Raw genomic sequence first — 17,531 nt, 5'->3', positions numbered from 1 at the left:
AAGTTGAAATTTTATACAAAAATAAGGAATTTTACAGTGCAAATATTAACCGTCATAAATTTAAACGATAAACAGATCCGAAGCAATTCCGTCTGCCATAAACCAATGTCGCTCCGGAATTTTCAGATGATGGTTTTCTATAACCAGAATCCCTTCTTCCAGCTTTAATTTAATTTCAGTTTGAAAATGCTCAAGAAACCCGTCATTAAATTTTTCTTTCAGACTTTCGAGATCTACGCCCCATATTGTCCTTAAACCGATCATGATCATTTCATTAAACTGATCTTCTAAGGAAAGAATTTCCTCTTCCTTCGCCAAGAGATTTGAGTTTAGCTTTTTAATATACTGCTGATTATTGGCTATATTCCAGCTTCTTTTATCGAAGCCGTTATAAGAATGTGCAGACGGGCCGATTCCTAAATATTCCTTATACTTCCAATAGGCAGAATTATGTTTTGAATAAAAGCCCGTCTTTGCAAAATTGGAAACTTCATAATGCTCAAACCCCTTATCTTTAAGAAAATCTGAAAGATAATAAAACTCCTTATTCTGTTCCTCTTCTTTCGGACTCTTTATTTTTCCTTTTGAAATCCAGTTTTCCAGAGCCGTTTTGGGTTCTACTGTTAGTGCGTAAGAAGAAATATGCGGAACTTCGAGCGCAATGGCTTTATTTAAATTTTGTTTCCAGATTTCCAGATTGGAAGTCGGGGAACCATAGATTAAATCGATACTTAAATTTTCAAAACCAAAATCCTGGGATCTTTTAATGGAATCTTCAGCTTCATTTGCGGTGTGTGCGCGATTCATCAATTTTAAATCTTGCTCAAAAAAACTCTGTGTTCCGATGGACAGGCGATTGATTGGTGAATTTGATAATCCTTTCAAAAAGCTTTTATCTAAATCATCCGGATTGGCTTCAAGCGTAATCTCGATATCATTATTAAAACTGAAATATTTCAGAACCTCATCGATCAAAGATTTGATTTCATCAGCAGAAAGAATCGAAGGAGTTCCGCCGCCAAAATACAATGACTGTACGTTTTTGTTCCGCAACTCATCTTTTCGTAAGAAAATTTCCTTCTTCATCGCAGCAATCATCTCGTCTTTAAAGTTTAAAGAGGTTGAGAAATGGAAATTACAGTAGCTGCACTTCTGCTTGCAGAACGGGATGTGAATATAAATCATAAAAAAGCCCTGAAAAAATTCAGAGCTCAAATTTATTTAAATTAAATTGATTAATATCTATACCCTCTGTGATTAATGAAGTTATCGAAGTTGTATCCTAATCCGATCATGAAGCTGTTTCCTCCATATTCCTGAATATCAGATAAACCAAGGTTGTAAGTAGCACCAATCATAAATTTGTTGAATCTTACCTTTACTACAGGAGCAATCTGTAACTGCTGGCTGTCAAACCTGTTCTGAACCGATCTGTAGCTTACCCCGAATGAGAATGAATTGATATCATTAAAGAACGTACCCATCAAATTATAATCGATTGTTCTTGTAGAATTGGTATTAAGGTTGATTAAAGCAGAAGGTGTGAAATAAATGTTATCGCCCACATGCCAGTCATAGCCAAGATTTAAGAAGAATTTAATTGGAGAAGGCTCGCGTCCGTTAACAATCGCCTCATCATTGGTAAGGGCAATATCGTTAACTGAAACACCTGCAAAAATATTTCTGTAGGTAGCAGCTACCCCAAAGTTGGCATAAGCCATGAATATATTACTTTCACTTCCCTGCAAAAGTGGATCTGAAGCATCCTGTGTATTAATTTTTGAATAATCAAAATTCATGTTATAAAAATTCACACTGGTACCGAAAGAGAATTGGTCTTTTCGGTCTCCTTCGCTGCTAAGAGGAATAAAATATGAAGCACCAGCCGTAATACCTCCTGCAGAAATAGGACCATTACTGTCTCTGAATACTGATAAACCCGCACCTACTCTATCAAAAATATTCGCATTGATCCCCACAGACTGTACGTTTGGAGACTCACTAAACTTCGAAAATTGCTGCTGATAGTTAAGATTAAGTTGCACATAATCGGTCTTTCCGTATTGTGCCGGGTTGAACAGAAACTCACCATCCAAAAGGTACTGTTGATAGTATGGTAATGTTTCCTGTGCTTTGTATGCATTTGACAGAAGAGCTAAACATACGATAGCATATAGTTTTCTCATAACAAATCTTGATTTCAATTCAACAAATATAAAAAAATTCTCAATATATTTTTAGTTTTCTAAATAATTTCTCCATTTTTTTACAGCATCCGCCATATCTTTCGGCATTGGGCTCTCAAAATATAATTCCTTCTTTGTGGTCGGATGTATGAATCCCAAAGTATGCGCATGAAGGGCATGCCTAGGCAAAACTTCAAAAACATTTTTTATAAAATGCTTGTACTTAGGAAGATTCACTCCACGCAGCGGCGTGTGGCCTTCATATCTTTCATCATTAAATAAAGTATGCCCGATATGTTTAAAGTGTGCCCTGATCTGATGGGTCCTTCCTGTCTCTAATTTACATTCCACCCAAGTCATATACCTGAACCTTTCCAGAACCTTGTAATGCGTTACCGCATGCTTTCCCTGGCTTCCGTCTACATAAGTGTACATCTGCATCCTGTTCTTCGGATGACGCCCGATATGCCCCTGAATAGTCCCTTCATCCTCCTGTACATTTCCCCACACAAAAGCCCAGTACAACCTTTTGGTTTTCCTGTCAAAGAACTGCTTGGCCAGAAAGCTTAAAGCATATTCATTTTTAGCAATGACCAGAAGTCCGGAAGTATCTTTATCAATCCGGTGCACCAGCCCCACACGGTCAAGATCAGATTTTGCCCCGTTTTGTTCAAAATGATAGGCCAGGGCATTTACCAATGTCCCATCCCAGTTTCCGAATCCGGGATGCACCACCATTCCGGGATCTTTATCCACAACAATTAAATCATCATCTTCATATACGATATTAATAGGAATATCCTGGGGAATAATAACATTCTCTCTCGGCGGATGTGCCAGCAGCACCGAAACATGATCTCCCGGTTTTACCCGGTAATTCTGTTTTACCACGGCACCGTTTACAATAACGTTTCCGGCCCTGCAGGTTTGAGAAATTTTATTTCTTGAAGAATTCTGACGGAAAATCAATAAAAACTTATCTATTCTCAATGGCTCCTGGTTTTTATCAACCGTAAGATTGAGATGTTCATACAGTCCCTTGTTTTCCTCGTCGATATCAACCGAGTCCATACTGTCGTGTTCCGGTAATGCTTCCTCTAAAAAATCTTCGTTATCTTCTGACATTGTTTTGCTTTTTATACAAAAGGCTTCAACATAATAAAAGTTGAAGCCTGTATTTTTATGGTAATTGAAATTATTCTATAACTAATTTTTTAGCCTTTGCTTTTTCTGCCGGCTTCTGCTGCGTGGCAGATGTTGGCCTGTTTATATTAGAACCTGTAGGAGTACCGGAACCGTTACCTGCATTGGGAGTACCCGTTTTAGGCCTGCTACTTTGAGTTGCAGACGTTGACTGAACCGCTGTTGTTTTAGCAGGTTCTCTTTTCGCACCGTCTGTAGCAGATCTTGAATTTTCCCTCCGTGCTTCAGGAACTGCAGGCGGCGGGGTTTCATAGACCGGTTCCTGATGAACAGGAGCTTCCTGATACTGAACAGGCGGCAACCCGGTATCCACTTTCATTCTGTACACCGAATTCAGCTGCTCAATCTTATCTCTAAGCTCGGCAGGGGTTCTGTCGCTTGCCCAGAGGTCGATCTGCATTCCCTGGTCGCGGACGTCTCCGGCAGCAGGATCCTGATAATAAATAATATCCGACTCATCTTTGCCTCCGTTTTCATGGTCCACAATCCCTATCTCAAACATATTTCTGGCAATGACTGCTCTTGCTTCTTTTACGGTTAATCCTACTACATTCGGAATGGAAATATTTCTGAGCGGTCCTGAACCGATCACAACATCTACAACAGAAAATCTCGGAACTTTAGTCTTAGGTTTTACAGGATTCCCTTTAAATAAAATCCTCAATACGGCATCTTTCTGAATGCTTGGTTCGTAAATCGTATCTCCCACTTTTAATCCTACCTGTTCCAGCCTTTGAAAGGCAAGCCCTGAGTATTTATTGATCACATCGGGAATCTCAACTTTCGCCCATGTTCTCGGGTTTACTTTTAACAGAATTGCTCTTCCGTCTTTAACCCTTGATCCTGGTGTAGGATAGACCTGCAATACCTGAAACGGTCTGTATTTAGGATTGTACTGAGGACTGTCTACTTCATACTCCAATCCGGAATCATCCAGGATTTTAATGGCCTCATATACAGATTTATTGACAATATTGGGAACAGGAATTTCCTGACCGTGGTTGGTATGATATTCCAACCAACGGAACGTAAGCCAAACCAACCCCACAAAAACACCGATGGCTACGACTAAGTTCAGTAAAACTTTCCAATTGAAAAGTGATTTAAGCATACTTAAAATTACTATAATTAGACAGCAAATATAATTAATAATTTTAGAATGTGCTTTTTATTTAACACATTTCATTTCATACTTAAAATTTCCGTACATGCTTTATCCATGACAGAAAATCATTACATTTGCCTTACTTGATACTATATGGTTATGAGCAAAAAAAGTGTTGCCGTAGTAATGGGAGGCTATTCGGATGAATATGTTGTATCATTAAAAAGCGGACAGTTAATTTATGATTCTTTAGACAGAAATCTTTATGATGTATACAAAGTGGTCATCCTTAAAAATGAATGGTATTTTCTGGATGAAAACGGTCAGAAGCATGAGATCAACAAAGGCGACTTTTCGGTACAATCAGAAAGTGGCTCCCTGACATTCGATGTCTGTTTCAACATCATTCATGGAACACCCGGTGAAAACGGAATTCTACAGGCCTACTGGGATGCAATCGGGCAAAAATATACCGGTTGTGATTTTTATCAAAGTGCCCTTACATTCAATAAAAAAGATACGTTAGCCGTGCTTTCAAAATACGGAATTCCTTCTGCGAAAAGTGTTTATCTGCGAAAAGGAGAAGAGATGAATGTTGATGAAATCATTGAAACCCTTGGACTTCCTGTTTTTGTAAAACCTAACCAATCTGGCTCATCGCTGGGAATTTCAAAGGTTAAAGAAAAATCAGAATTAATAACTGCAACAGAAATTGCTTTTAAAGAAGATGATGAAATTTTAATTGAAAGTTTTCTCGACGGAATGGAAGTTTCCGTAGGAGTAATCGACTATAAAGGGGAAACCATTGTCCTGGGCATTACGGAAATTGTTCCTACCAACGAATTCTTCGATTATGAAGCGAAATATGAAGGAGCTTCTGAAGAAATTACACCTGCACGTATTAATGACGAGACCAGAATCAAAGTAGAAAACATAGCCAAACATGCGTATAATTCCTTAGGCATGAGCGGTTTTTCAAGAAGTGAGTTTATTTTAATGGACGGCACTCCCTATATGCTGGAAATGAATACCAACCCGGGTTTTTCTCCGGCAAGCATTCTTCCGCAGCAGGCAAAGATTTATGGGATTTCCATTACGAACCTTTGTGGAAACGAGGTTGAAAAAGCTTTAGATAAATTTAAAAATTAAGAATTAGAAGTTAGAAATTAGTATAGTTGATAATGGCAGGATTTAAAATTTACGATTGAAGATTCGCCCCTTACAGTTACAACTTATCATTTTGAACTCATAACTTATAACTTTATACGCATGAAAATTGCTGTTTTTCCGGGGTCTTTTGATCCTATTACTTTAGGGCATTATGACATCATTGAAAGGGCTGCCCCGCTTTTTGATAAATTAATTATTGCTATCGGCCAGAATTCACAGAAAAAATATATGTTCCCGCTGGAAAAAAGAATGGAATTTATTCAGAATTCAGTTGCCGAATTCCCCAATGTGGAAGTGGATTATTTTGAAGGCTTAACCGTAGATTACTGTTTCGAAAAAGATGCCCAATATATTATCAGAGGATTGAGAAACCCTGCAGATTTTGAATTTGAAAAGGCCATTGCCCACACCAACAGAACTTTGGCCCACAAGAAACTGGAAACTGTATTTTTACTGACTTCATCCGGGAAATCATTTATCAGCAGCAGCATCGTCCGGGAAATCATCAACCATAATGGGGAATACGAATTGCTGGTTCCTGATTCGGTGAGGGTAAAACGCTGAGTAATGGGTAATTGGTAATGAGCAATTTTAACAAGTATGGATTTCAATCAGGTTTTTAGAGATCGGACTAAAAATTTTTCTATTTCCATTATCAAGCTACTATAATCATTATCTTATTCTGATGACGTTTCAATAATCAGAAAACAAATAATCCGATCTATAACTTCCGTAGCAGCTAATTATAGGGCTGTTACCAGGGCGAGATCAGATAAAGAAAGATTTGCAAAGCTCTGCATTGTGGTTGAAGAAATTGATGAGACTCAGCTTTGGCTTGAAATCATTGAAGAATTAAAATATTTAGATGCAGAAAAAATTTCCTATCAAAAATCAGAATATGAAGAATTAGTTAAGGTAATACGAAATATAAGTTTAAATTGTCACAAAGTATAAAAGGATAATTTTATTACCCATTACCTAATACTCATTACCTATAAAATATGCACGAGCAGTTCAATTTTGCCATAGAAGTTCTCGGGACGATCTCTTTTTCGATGTCGGGAAGCTTTGCGGCTATGCAGAGACGTCTGGATCCCTTCGGTGTATTGATTATTGCATTCGTAACTTCGGTTGGCGGAGGAACGGTAAGGGATTTACTCTTGGACATTCCCGTTTTCTGGATGCATGACCTGCTGACATGCGCGCTGATTATTATGACCAGCATTTTTACCATGGTTTTCAAATCGTTTGAAAAGAATTTCAGAGTCACCTTATTTATTTTCGACAGTTTTGGATTGGGATTGTTTACGATTATCGGTGTTCAGAAAGGACTGCACGCAGACATTCATCCGTTAATATGTATAGGTCTCGGAACCATTACAGGATGCTTCGGAGGAATTATCCGGGATATTTTACTGAACAGGATCCCTTTGATTTTCCGAAAAGAAATTTATGCCACAGCATGTATTGTAGGAGGTTCTGCATTTCTGCTTCTGACAAAATTTACGACGCTGACCTATACCGTTATTCAGATTTTCACCATTTTATTGATTGTTGCCATAAGAACTTTAGCAGTAAAATACCAATGGCAGATTCCGAAATTTTACGGATATGAAAATAATTCTGAAATGTAAACTTCAGTTTAAGAGTTTCAATGTTTCAGCATAAAAAAGCATCTGAGTTATTTGCAGATGCTTTTTCTATTTTAAAATTTTGTATTTAATTATCCGAACTTCCCTCGGTTTCTCATATTAGGATTATGCATATGCTTTTGCATGGTCGGCATTTTCAGTTGGTCTTTCATCATTTTGATCTGATCCGTCATCATCCCTGAACTGTCCAGTCTTTTCGCTTCTTCCAATAGCTTCTGCCCTTCCTGTCTTCTTCCTTTGGAAATGGCTGCTGCGGCTAGATTTAAGGTAGCCATCGCTCGGTCATGCTTCATATTCAGACCGTATTCCAGTGCTTTTTTCATTAAAGGTTCTACTTTCGCCGGGTGAGCCTGTGCCTGTGTCAATCCGGTGAGGTAATGGAAATATCCGTACTGCGATTGATGAAGCTGAGTCTGATAATTAGTAATATTCTGTAACCAAACTGCCGCTTTCTCCATATTTTGTTTTCTCAGCTGCCAGAAAGCCAACAGGATATACTCATTTTTAAAGAAGAGTAAAATCGGTGCCGCTGATAAAAGGAAAACCACGATCCCCCAACCCATACTCCGGGTAAAGATCATCATATAAAGTCCTAAAAGTATAAGAACTGCTGCAACCGCTATTTTTATGTATTTATTCATTATTAAATTTTAGAAGTGCAAAGATAGAAAAATTAGAGGTTAGAAACCAGAGGTTAGAAATGAGAATTTTTCCCATAGCTTTATAACTCTTTTGACTATTCACTCTTAATTTTCTCATACGTCTGAAAATAGAGATCATACTGATTCTTTTCGTCTTTTTCATGGAAAACCTCATTTGTTTTTTTCCAGATTTTCTCATCGATTTCGGGAAAGAACGTATCTGCTTCAATATTGGCCTTAACTGTTGTTAGTTCTATCCTATCAGCAATATCCATTGTCTGCTGGTAAATATTGCCTCCTCCGATGATGAAAATATCATCATCTATTTTTTTAGCAAATTTTATCGCTTCTTTTATGCTTCCCACGATTAAAACACCTTCTTCAAACCAATCGTTTTTTCTTGATATTATAATATTTGTACGGTTAGGAAGCGGTTTACCGATACTTTCAAAAGTCTTTCTCCCCATAATCACAGGATGGCCCGATGTGATTTCCTTAAAATGTTTTAAATCCTTCGGAAGATGCCAGAGCATTTGATTATCAGAACCAATCCCACTGTTTTCCCCGATCGCAACAACGATTGTAATCATTAAATAATTTTTTACAAAATTAGCACATAATTTGTATATTTGGTTAGCACGAAAAAGTTAAAAAAATAAACTATGAAAAACAGAGGCTGTCTGAGCGCCGGAACCATCGGCATTGCTCTTCTGATTATTGTTGCAGTATTATTCTTCTGGGGAAAAAGCGGCTACAACAATTTTGTAACGAAAGAACAGAACGTGAATACCAAATGGTCTAATGTAGAAACCGTTTATCAAAAAAGAGCCAACCTGATCCCGAACCTGGAAAGAACGGTGAAATCGTATTCAAAATTTGAGCAGGAAACCCTGACTAAAGTTGTGGAAGCACGTTCAAAGGCGACATCAATTAACATAGACCCTACGAATATGACCGAACAGGATCTTGCTAAATTCCAGGCTGCACAAGGCGAATTATCAGGAGCTTTAAGCAGATTGATGGCAGTCGTGGAATCTTATCCTAACCTGAAAGCAGATCAGCAGTATATTAATTTCCAGAGAGAATACACAGCCATTGAGAACAGCATCCGGACAGAAACCGTCTATTACAACGAAGCTGCCCAGGATTACAATACCTCGATTAAAACATTCCCGAATAATATTCTGGCGAATTTTACAAATTTTAAAGAAAAGCCTTATTTCAAAGCAGATGCAGGAGCGCAGAAAGCCCCTGATGTATTCTCAGAATAATAAGATGAGCAGTAATTTCTTGACCAGTCAGCAAATAGCTTCCCTTGTGGAAGCTATTCAGTCGGCAGAAGAACATTCTACCGGTGAGATCAGGGTACATATAGATTCAAATACGGATACTGACAGTGCTAAGACCGCATTTAAAGTTTTTGAAGAACTGTGTATGGATAAAACAGCGGAAAGAAATGCCGTCTTGTTTCACGTGAATTTTGAACAAAAGTACCTCACTATCATTGGTGACACTGCTATTCATGCAAAAGTACATCAGTCCTACTGGGACCATCTTCATGATTACATTACTTCTGAGTTCGCCAAAGGAAATTATTACAAAGCTTTGAAAAGCGGAATTCTGGAAACCGGCCTTGAATTAAAAAAACATTTTCCTGTAAAAGGAGAGAATCACAACGAGCTTTCTAATGAAATTACCTTCTCTTAAAATTGTTTTTTCATTTTTACTGTTTTGCGTATACACATTTGTATCAGCACAATATACCGTTCCTGAAAAGCCCGCCGTGCTTTATCCGGTTTATGATGAAGCCAATTTGCTAAGCCAGCAGGAAAAAGATAATCTTAATAAAAAGCTGATCGCTTTTGCAGACTCTACTTCCACGGAAATTGAAGTAGTGATTATTCCATCTACCAAAGGGGAAGATGTGAATTTTCTGGCCACCATGTTCGGTGAGAAATGGGGAATCGGTAAAAAAGATGTAGACAACGGCATTGTTTTTTTAATTGCTACTGAAGATCATACCATGTCTATCCAGCAGGGAAGAGCTGTTGAACAATATCTTACAGCATCCGTTGCAGGGCAGATTTTAGATTATATCGTTACTCCGCATTTTAAGAAAGGCCAATGGTACGAAGGAATCGATCGTGGAAGTTCAGCAATCATGGAAGCCGTACAGGGGAAATTTAAGCCCCTGAACCATCCTAAGACAGGGAGTAAAAAAGGCGCAGGCAGTTTTGTAATTGTCGCCTTTATTATTTTCATCATTATTGTGATTATTTTCAGGAACAGAGGCGGTGGAAGCGGCGGTAATTATGATGACGATGATGTGATTCTCTCCAGAAGAGGGCGCAGAAATTATCCTGGCGGATTTTTTCCTTTCCCGGGCAGCTTTGGAGGCGGAGGCTTCGGCGGTGGAAGCTCAGGAGGAGGAGGAGGTTTCGGAGGCTTTGGCGGTGGTGGAAGTTTCGGAGGAGGTGGTGCTTCAGGCGGATGGTAAAATTTTAATACATTTATCGGCACTGCATTCTGTGCTGATACATCATAAGAAAACTGAAGTTCATGGTAGCTTCAGTTTTTTTATGATCAATAGTAAAATGACAAATACAGTTTATCTATGTTTTAATAGAAAACTTTTCATTATATTTACTAAAACAGCCTTATGAAGAAGACGTTGGTCGTTTTTGCGCATCCTTATTTAGAGCATTCAAACTCGAATTCAGAGCTCATCAATTTCTATGTCCGCCATCAACATTTTACACTACGGGATATCTACGAAGATTATCCTGATTTTCATATTGCTGCTTTCAGGGAAAGAAAAAGATTAAAAAATTATGACCGTTTCATTTTCCAGTTTCCATTGATCTGGTTTGGGATGCCACCTCTTTTAAAACTCTGGATCGATGAAGTATTCGACCGTGACTGGCTTAAAGAAGAACATATGAACCCGCTGGAAGGCAAAGAAATTTACATTTTAGTCACCACTGGCGGCAAAGAAAGGTCTTTCAGTAAGGAAGGTACGTATGGCTATACTGTAGAAGAACTCATCAGCGGACTGATTGTTTCCCTGAATGTCTTTAAAGCCGATATTAAAGATATCAAGATCGTCTACGAAGCCAATAAACTATCGAAAAAAGAAATCATTCTGCATAAAAGGAAATTTACAGAACTTCTCAATCAATAAAATATGGAAACCAGCTTAGCAATGAACACCCTCCTTTTTCTGGGCGTTGCCATTATTATGGTACCGCTGGCCAGGAAATTCGGGTTAAGCTCTGTAATCGGATATATTGCGGGCGGAATTATTATCGGACCGTACGTTCTGCGTCTGACAGGAAAAGATGTCAATGATATTATGCATGCCAGTGAATTCGGTGTGATCATGCTGCTGTTTTTGGTGGGACTAGAACTTGAACCCCGCAAATTCTGGGAAATGCGGAAAAAGATCATTGGGCTGGGAATGACCCAGATGCTCCTCACGATTTCCTTACTTTTCATTGTTTTCTTGTGGGCCGGCTGGCAAGTTGATAAAGCAGTCGCTGTTGCCATGTGCTTTGCCCTTTCTTCCACAGCCATTGTACTGCAGACTTTACAGGAAAAGAATAATCTGAAAACGTTAGCCGGAGAAGCTTCATTTTCCACACTTCTTTTTCAGGATATTGCTGTAATCCCTATTCTTGCCATACTTCCGTTAATTGCCCATCATAAAGTAACGAATAGTGATAATGAAATACAGGTACTTATCCAGAATCTTCCGCAATGGATGCAGTTTGCCACCGTTATCTTAGGCGTTGCCATTCTGATTTTACTGGGTAGATACGTATTTGTTCCGTTTTTAAGGTATGTGTCAAAATCCGGAATGACAGAGCTTTTAACGGCTTCTTCCTTATTCCTGGTGATTGGTGTATCAGAATTAATGGTTGCGATAGGATTGTCTCCTGCACTGGGAGCCTTCCTCGCAGGAGTCATGCTGGCCAATAGTGAATTCCGGCATGAACTGGAAGCCCATATTGATCCGTTTAAAGGTCTTCTGCTTGCTGTTTTTTTCGTAAGCGTAGGATCAACAATGAACTTTAATATTATTCAGGAAGATCCCGTATTTATTTTCACTACGGTTTTTGCTGTTTTAGGAATAAAGTTCTTCGTCTTGTATATCATCGGAAAATTCTTTAAGATGGATACGCCACAGAGCCTGTTTTATGCATTTGCCCTTTCGCAGGTGGGAGAGTTTGCATTTGTGCTGATTAATTATACTTCAAGCCTCCATCTTTTAAGTGATGAACTTAATGCACAGATGATGGCGGTAACCGCAATTACCATGTGCATTACTCCTTTCCTTTTAATTATCAATGATAAGCTGATCAATCCGAAGTTTATCAAAGAAATACCTGATCCGGAAAATGACTTCAATATTCTTGACGGCCAAATCCGCCAAAAAAAGATCATCATTGTTGGTTTCGGGCATTTCGGAAGTACGGTCGGCAGGCTCCTGAAAGCCAATAAGATTTCGGCAACCGTTCTTGACCGGGATTCTGATCGTGTAAAATTATTGAGAAGCTACGGCTTTAAGGTCTATTATGGAGATGCTAAAAAAATACCAACCTTACGTGCTGCCGGAATTGAAGATGCTGAAATATTAGTCCTTTGTCTGGATGATCCTGATTCCAATAAGTTCGTTGCGGATATAGTCCGGGAACATTATCCGGATGTAAAGATCTTTGTCCGGGCTAAAAACAGGATTGATGCCTATGAATATTTAAACAACGGCATCGATAATATTTACCGTGAAACATTAGGTACAGCTGTAGATATGGCTGTGGATGTCCTTCATGAAACCGGAATGCGTAAATATTCTGCAAGACGGCTTGGACAAAGGTTTATGGCTATAGATAAAGGATCAATCAGAAAACTTGCCAAATCCGACGATGACGATGACATCCATCTTTTTACCACGAAAGAACTCCTCCAGAGGGAGGAGGACTTACTGGCTTATGACAATCTTAACTTTGATAATAAACAGTGGGAAGACTCTTCAAATGACGAAGAAGATGAAAAATAACCTATTGGATATTCACGCTGCCTCCACTGCTTTCTTCTTTAGTTACCGAAGTTATATTCCCTTTTTTATAGACATTTATACTTCCTCCTGATGAGGCTTCTGCCTTAACGGATGACGAAGCGCTGATGTCAACGCTTGCACCGCTTGAAGCTTCTGCTTTTAAATTCTGCACGATCACATCCCTGGCAGAAATGCTGCTGCCTGAAGAAGAGGAAATTTCTGCATTTTTAGCTTTTCCGGAAATGTCAATGCTGGCTCCGGAAGAGGCCTCGACATCAAGGTCAACCGCCCAGATCTTTCCACTGAAACTGCTGCTGCTGTCCGTTGAAATATCAAAGTCATTGGCTTCCAGATCACCGGAAACAGAGCCTGAACTTGAAACTTCAATATCCGTCTTTTCCTGGACAAATTTATCTTTAACGGTGATTTTCGCTGCAGAATTTGCATTAATTTTATTGAAATCTTTTACATAAATCTTTGCTGAAACATTGTGACTGTTCATCACACGGATTCCGGTTTTATAATGGATATGGAGCTTTCCTCCGTTAATATCCACCAAAATTTCATCCATAATATTTTCAGGAGCATAGAGTACCACTTTCTCAATATCAGATTTTATAATTTCAGCATCAATAGCCTGAGAAACTTCTATTTCATCAAAATTTCCTGTTACCTGTTTCTCTTTTGTGGGTCCATGGTCTTTCGTAACGACTTTTTCTACCCAGTCTTTTCCGTTCTCATTACCTTTTCTGTCATGCTTATTTTCACAGGATGCCAATACTATACATAATGAAAAAATAAAAAGTGGTGCTGATTTCATATTTACTTATTGTATTATAGGTTATTATTACTTTACTTACTTTGATAACAACTAATGTATAAAAAATATTACATCTCTTTTTATAATTATATAACTACAATCATAATAAGGTTTATTCCACATCTTTTTCTCTATTGAACAGAGATTAAAATCATCTAAAAATCAATAACTTATACCATAAATTTATTTCTTACGGTACAGATATTGAATAAAATACATTATACACACCATAAAAATTACTATTATGATTCCATCAAAAATTCACGCTGTATTAGATTATGTTGTAGGACTATTGTTAATTGCCGCTCCATGGCTTTTGGGATTTGCTGATGACAGTGCCGCCACTATGGTTCCCGTTATTCTAGGGATTTCAACCTTGGTTTACAGTCTTTTTACCAATTACGAATACAGTTTAGCCCGTATGTTGCCATACAAGATCCATTTGATTATCGACTTTGTTGCGGGTATGCTTTTATTGTCATCTCCATGGTTATTCGGATTTAATGACAGGGTATATCTCCCTCATGTTATCTTAGGCGCCTTTGAAATGGTAGCCGTCATGGTCTCCAGAAAAGCAGCTTCTGAAATTCAACGCCCGGAACATATTTAAGCACTCCTTTGATTTTTCAATGTGATAGAATGAAGTTTCTCTGATTTTCAGAAGAGTCTTATTGATTTCCATACACAAAGTTGATACAGCCGGCGAATTATAGCTTAAGTTTTAATATCTTTATATCTTTAACAGTAAATAATTTATGAAGAAGATTTCATCAGTATTATTAATTTCTGCATTAGCATTTAATCAATCCTGTACCACAATGAAAAGCACTGACGCACAACAGGAAGTTCCATCACCGGACGCTTCACTGTCCACCAATCCGTTTTTGAAAAAAAGCAGCCTTCAATATGAAGCCCCTGAATTCGACAAGATTAAAAATGAGCATTTTAAACCTGCATTTGATTTCGGATTAAAGCAACATGATGCCGAAATTTTAAAGATTGCCAATAATAAGGAAGCTCCAACCTTTGAAAACACGATTATAGCGCTGGAAAAAAGCGGCGAAGTATTAAAAAGAGCCGTGATTGTATTTTCTAACCTTACCAGTGCCAATACAAACCCAACTCTGCAAGCATTGGATGAAGAGTATGCTCCGGTTTTTGCAGCTCATTCTGATAAAATGTATCTGAATGATAACCTCTATAAAAGGATAAAATCCATTACCGATAACGGTCTGGATTCTGAAAGTAAAAGACTGCTTCAATATTATAAGCAGAACTTTGAAATTGCGGGAGCCAATCTTTCTTCAGTAGATAAGGAAAAGCTGAAACAAATCAATCAGGAATTGGCTTCGCTTTCCACCCAATATTCTAATAAATTATTGGAGGCAAGAAAACAGGGCGGCGTATTCTTTACAGATGCCAAAGAATTGGACGGACTTTCCGCTGATGAAATCGCTGCTGCGGCCAGTGACGCAAAAAATGCGGGAAAAAACGGACAATATTTGTTAGCCTTACAAAATACCACCCAGCAACCTTTATTGCAAAATCTTAAAAACAGAGCCACAAGGGAAAAATTATTTAAGGCTTCCTGGCTCAGAGCCGAGAAAGGCGATGCGAATGATACAAGAGCAACAATTGAAAAATTAGCTGCTTTAAGGCTTAGAAAAGCACAGGTTTTAGGTAAAAAAAGCTTTGCAGAATGGAAACTGCAGGATCAGATGGCAAAAACTCCGGAGGCTGCGACCTACTTGATGAACCAGATCGCAACACCAGCAGTAGAAACGGCAAAACGGGAAGCAAAAGATATACAGGATCTCATCGATCAACAGAAAGGAAACTTTAAAGTAGAACCCTGGGACTGGAATTTTTATGCAGAGCAGGTAAGAAAAGCAAAATTTGATCTCGATGAAAACCAGATCAAACCTTATTTTGAGATTACGACTGTTTTGGAAAAAGGTGTTTTCTTCGCCGCTGAAAAATTTTATGGGTTAACATTTAAAAAAAGAACTGATCTTCCTGTTTATCATCCTGATGTGGTGACCTATGAAGTTTTTGATCATGACGGAAAATCAATTGCGATTTATTACCTGGATTTCTATACCCGGGATGCTAAGAATGGAGGTGCCTGGATGAGCAATTTTGTAGAACAGTCTTACATGCTAGGAACAAAACCGGTTATCGTAAACTGCTACAATTACCAGAAACCAGCCCCAGGAAAACCTTCGCTTATCAGTTATGATGATGTTTCCACTATTTTTCATGAGTTTGGCCACTCCATCCATGGGATGTTTGCCAGTCAGAAATACCCGTCGCTTTCAGGAACCAATGTACCAAGGGATTTTGTAGAGTTCCCTTCACAGATCAATGAGCACTGGGCATTAGATCCTGTTGTTTTAAAAAATTATGCTATTCACTATGAAACAAAGCAACCTATTCCTCAGGCTTTGGTTGACAAAATTAAAAAAGCAGCCACGTTTAATCAGGGCTATATGACCACAGAACTTGTTTCTGCAGCTGAGCTGGATATGGATTGGCATACTGTAACCCAAGAAAATCAGTTAATTCCGGTACTCGATTTTGAAAAGCAATCGCTGACAAAACATGGATTTACTTTGGCAACTGTTCCTCCAAGATATCATACACCTTATTTTGCCCATATCTGGGGTGGAGGTTATTCTGCAGGATATTATGCGTATTTATGGTCTGAAACTCTTGACAATGATGCCTGGGAATGGATCAGCAAAAATGGAGGACTTACCAGAGGAAACGGTGACCGTTTCAGAAAATATATTTTGTCGGTAGGAAACTCTGTTGACCTTAATCAGGCATTCAGGGATTTTACAGGCCATGATCCTGATATTAAACCGCTGTTAAGGAACAGAGGATTTATTAAATAACTTTAGAGCATTCATTTTTGAATGCTTTTTTTATTATATCAATTTCAAAGGTATCTGTTTAAGCTATTATATAGAACATTTGAATTATCATACGAAGACAATGTTTCTGGATATGTGTTTATTTTTTATCAGCTTAGTATATTTCCATTAGCCTGCTTCCGCTATGGACTATTAGTCCTATCGCCCGGGTGTTGCAGTTTGATGTCCTTTGCTTTTTATCTACCAGCTGCGGAGTAACCGTTTCTATCGGGGATTAAAGATGTACAGGGTTCATTTGGAGTTAGTCAGCAGTATTTCTATAGCCGAAGTACAGGGCTTATGTTTTTCTTAGTTCTACTAATAATTAACAGATTTTAAAAACCTGTCAGGTTCAAATGATAGTGCACTAATAGTTATACTAATGCTAATTATAATGAACTGATATAAGCAACAATAAATAGCGGTGATTGGATATTATAGCGGAATAGTGTTAATGATATTTTTAATGTACTGAATTAACAGTTACAGAAGCATCATCAAGGATGAAGAAGATAGTTTTTCAGTAAAGATAATAAAGAGGCGAGAACAATAGTTATATCCAAAAAGGTCTGTATGCTTATTATTTAGGTTTTGGAGGTTGGATTGGATTTCGGAGTTTTTGGATGAATATGGTTTTGGATTTAGTTTGGATCAGTTACAAAATTTGGGGATCAAATAAGAATGGTAACTTTGTTTAATGTTAAAGGATACTGAAATTCTGAAATTATTTTTACCTGAATTATTAATCGAATACTTCGAGATTATAAAATTTGAAGAAGAAAA

The 17,531-nt window shown here is 38.1% G+C and carries 18 protein-coding genes; 11 read left to right on the top strand and 7 right to left on the bottom strand.

Features of this window, described 5'->3' with window-relative positions; genetic code table 11:
* Window positions 1-60: 60 nt before the first annotated feature.
* The 4 genes from hemW to MKJ01_RS14480 all read right to left on the bottom strand — a co-directional run bounded on the left by hemW (window position 61) and on the right by MKJ01_RS14480 (window position 4,500).
* Window positions 61-1,185, bottom strand: a complete 1,125-nt coding sequence (hemW, locus tag MKJ01_RS14495; protein ID WP_241614813.1) for a radical SAM family heme chaperone HemW — start codon at window positions 1,183-1,185, stop codon at window positions 61-63.
* 50 nt (window positions 1,186-1,235) lie between these two features.
* Window positions 1,236-2,186 carry a type IX secretion system membrane protein PorP/SprF gene (locus tag MKJ01_RS14490; protein WP_241614812.1) on the bottom strand — a complete coding sequence of 317 codons (951 nt, stop codon included), beginning with the start codon at window positions 2,184-2,186 and terminating at the stop codon, window positions 1,236-1,238.
* A 51-nt stretch (window positions 2,187-2,237) separates the two neighbouring features.
* Window positions 2,238-3,257 carry an RluA family pseudouridine synthase gene (locus MKJ01_RS14485; protein ID WP_241632680.1) on the bottom strand — a complete coding sequence of 340 codons (1,020 nt, stop codon included), beginning with the start codon at window positions 3,255-3,257 and terminating at the stop codon, window positions 2,238-2,240.
* A 124-nt stretch (window positions 3,258-3,381) separates the two neighbouring features.
* On the bottom strand, window positions 3,382-4,500 hold the full coding sequence (locus MKJ01_RS14480; RefSeq protein WP_241614810.1) for a PASTA domain-containing protein: 1,119 nt from the start codon (window positions 4,498-4,500) through the stop codon (window positions 3,382-3,384).
* Window positions 4,501-4,653: 153 nt separating this feature from the next.
* Between MKJ01_RS14480 and MKJ01_RS14475 the strand changes: the two genes are divergently transcribed.
* From MKJ01_RS14475 to MKJ01_RS14460, 4 genes are all read left to right on the top strand, one after another.
* Entirely contained in the window at window positions 4,654-5,643 is a 990-nt protein-coding gene (locus tag MKJ01_RS14475) for a D-alanine--D-alanine ligase (protein ID WP_241614809.1), read from the top strand.
* Window positions 5,644-5,763: 120 nt separating this feature from the next.
* Window positions 5,764-6,228, top strand: a complete 465-nt coding sequence (gene coaD, locus MKJ01_RS14470; RefSeq protein WP_056217749.1) for a pantetheine-phosphate adenylyltransferase — start codon at window positions 5,764-5,766, stop codon at window positions 6,226-6,228.
* 132 nt (window positions 6,229-6,360) lie between these two features.
* The gene (locus MKJ01_RS14465; RefSeq protein WP_368366353.1) at window positions 6,361-6,618 is read left to right on the top strand and encodes a four helix bundle protein; all 258 of its coding nucleotides are present in this window, start codon (window positions 6,361-6,363) and stop codon (window positions 6,616-6,618) included.
* A 47-nt stretch (window positions 6,619-6,665) separates the two neighbouring features.
* Window positions 6,666-7,298 carry a trimeric intracellular cation channel family protein gene (locus MKJ01_RS14460; protein WP_241614808.1) on the top strand — a complete coding sequence of 211 codons (633 nt, stop codon included), beginning with the start codon at window positions 6,666-6,668 and terminating at the stop codon, window positions 7,296-7,298.
* 89 nt (window positions 7,299-7,387) lie between these two features.
* On the opposite strand, the gene MKJ01_RS14455 is transcribed toward MKJ01_RS14460, so the two are convergent.
* Complete coding sequence (locus tag MKJ01_RS14455; protein WP_241614807.1) at window positions 7,388-7,957, bottom strand: tetratricopeptide repeat protein; 570 nt, start codon at window positions 7,955-7,957, stop codon at window positions 7,388-7,390.
* Between the two features lie 95 nt (window positions 7,958-8,052).
* Window positions 8,053-8,547, bottom strand: a complete 495-nt coding sequence (locus MKJ01_RS14450) for a dihydrofolate reductase (RefSeq protein WP_241614806.1) — start codon at window positions 8,545-8,547, stop codon at window positions 8,053-8,055.
* A gap of 72 nt (window positions 8,548-8,619) precedes the next feature.
* Here MKJ01_RS14450 and MKJ01_RS14445 point away from each other — a divergent pair, with 72 nt between their 5' ends.
* The 5 genes from MKJ01_RS14445 to MKJ01_RS14425 all read left to right on the top strand — a co-directional run bounded on the left by MKJ01_RS14445 (window position 8,620) and on the right by MKJ01_RS14425 (window position 13,013).
* On the top strand, window positions 8,620-9,228 hold the full coding sequence (locus tag MKJ01_RS14445; RefSeq protein ID WP_027386802.1) for a LemA family protein: 609 nt from the start codon (window positions 8,620-8,622) through the stop codon (window positions 9,226-9,228).
* 4 nt (window positions 9,229-9,232) lie between these two features.
* On the top strand, window positions 9,233-9,664 hold the full coding sequence (locus MKJ01_RS14440; RefSeq protein ID WP_241614805.1) for a TPM domain-containing protein: 432 nt from the start codon (window positions 9,233-9,235) through the stop codon (window positions 9,662-9,664).
* Window positions 9,645-10,454, top strand: a complete 810-nt coding sequence (locus tag MKJ01_RS14435; protein ID WP_241614804.1) for a YgcG family protein — start codon at window positions 9,645-9,647, stop codon at window positions 10,452-10,454. The genes MKJ01_RS14440 and MKJ01_RS14435 overlap by 20 nt, the downstream gene beginning before the upstream one ends.
* A gap of 162 nt (window positions 10,455-10,616) precedes the next feature.
* On the top strand, window positions 10,617-11,138 hold the full coding sequence (locus MKJ01_RS14430) for an NAD(P)H-dependent oxidoreductase (protein WP_241614803.1): 522 nt from the start codon (window positions 10,617-10,619) through the stop codon (window positions 11,136-11,138).
* Between the two features lie 3 nt (window positions 11,139-11,141).
* Window positions 11,142-13,013, top strand: coding sequence for a monovalent cation:proton antiporter-2 (CPA2) family protein (locus MKJ01_RS14425; RefSeq protein WP_241614802.1), 1,872 nt, complete (start codon window positions 11,142-11,144; stop codon window positions 13,011-13,013).
* A 1-nt stretch (window position 13,014) separates the two neighbouring features.
* On the opposite strand, the gene MKJ01_RS14420 is transcribed toward MKJ01_RS14425, so the two are convergent.
* A complete protein-coding gene (locus tag MKJ01_RS14420) occupies window positions 13,015-13,833 on the bottom strand; it encodes a head GIN domain-containing protein (RefSeq protein ID WP_241614801.1) in 819 nt (272 codons plus the stop codon).
* 244 nt (window positions 13,834-14,077) lie between these two features.
* Here MKJ01_RS14420 and MKJ01_RS14415 point away from each other — a divergent pair, with 244 nt between their 5' ends.
* The gene (locus MKJ01_RS14415) at window positions 14,078-14,443 is read left to right on the top strand and encodes an SPW repeat protein (protein ID WP_241614800.1); all 366 of its coding nucleotides are present in this window, start codon (window positions 14,078-14,080) and stop codon (window positions 14,441-14,443) included.
* 145 nt (window positions 14,444-14,588) lie between these two features.
* Complete coding sequence (locus MKJ01_RS14410) at window positions 14,589-16,730, top strand: M3 family metallopeptidase (protein ID WP_241614799.1); 2,142 nt, start codon at window positions 14,589-14,591, stop codon at window positions 16,728-16,730.
* The last annotated feature ends 801 nt before the right edge of the window (window positions 16,731-17,531 follow it).

This window comes from Chryseobacterium sp. SSA4.19, from assembly GCF_022601875.1.
In the GTDB taxonomy this organism is placed as follows: Bacteria; Bacteroidota; Bacteroidia; order Flavobacteriales; family Weeksellaceae; genus Chryseobacterium.
The sequence above is the reverse complement of the archived record's forward strand: the minus strand, read 5'-3'. Positions and strand labels throughout refer to the sequence as shown.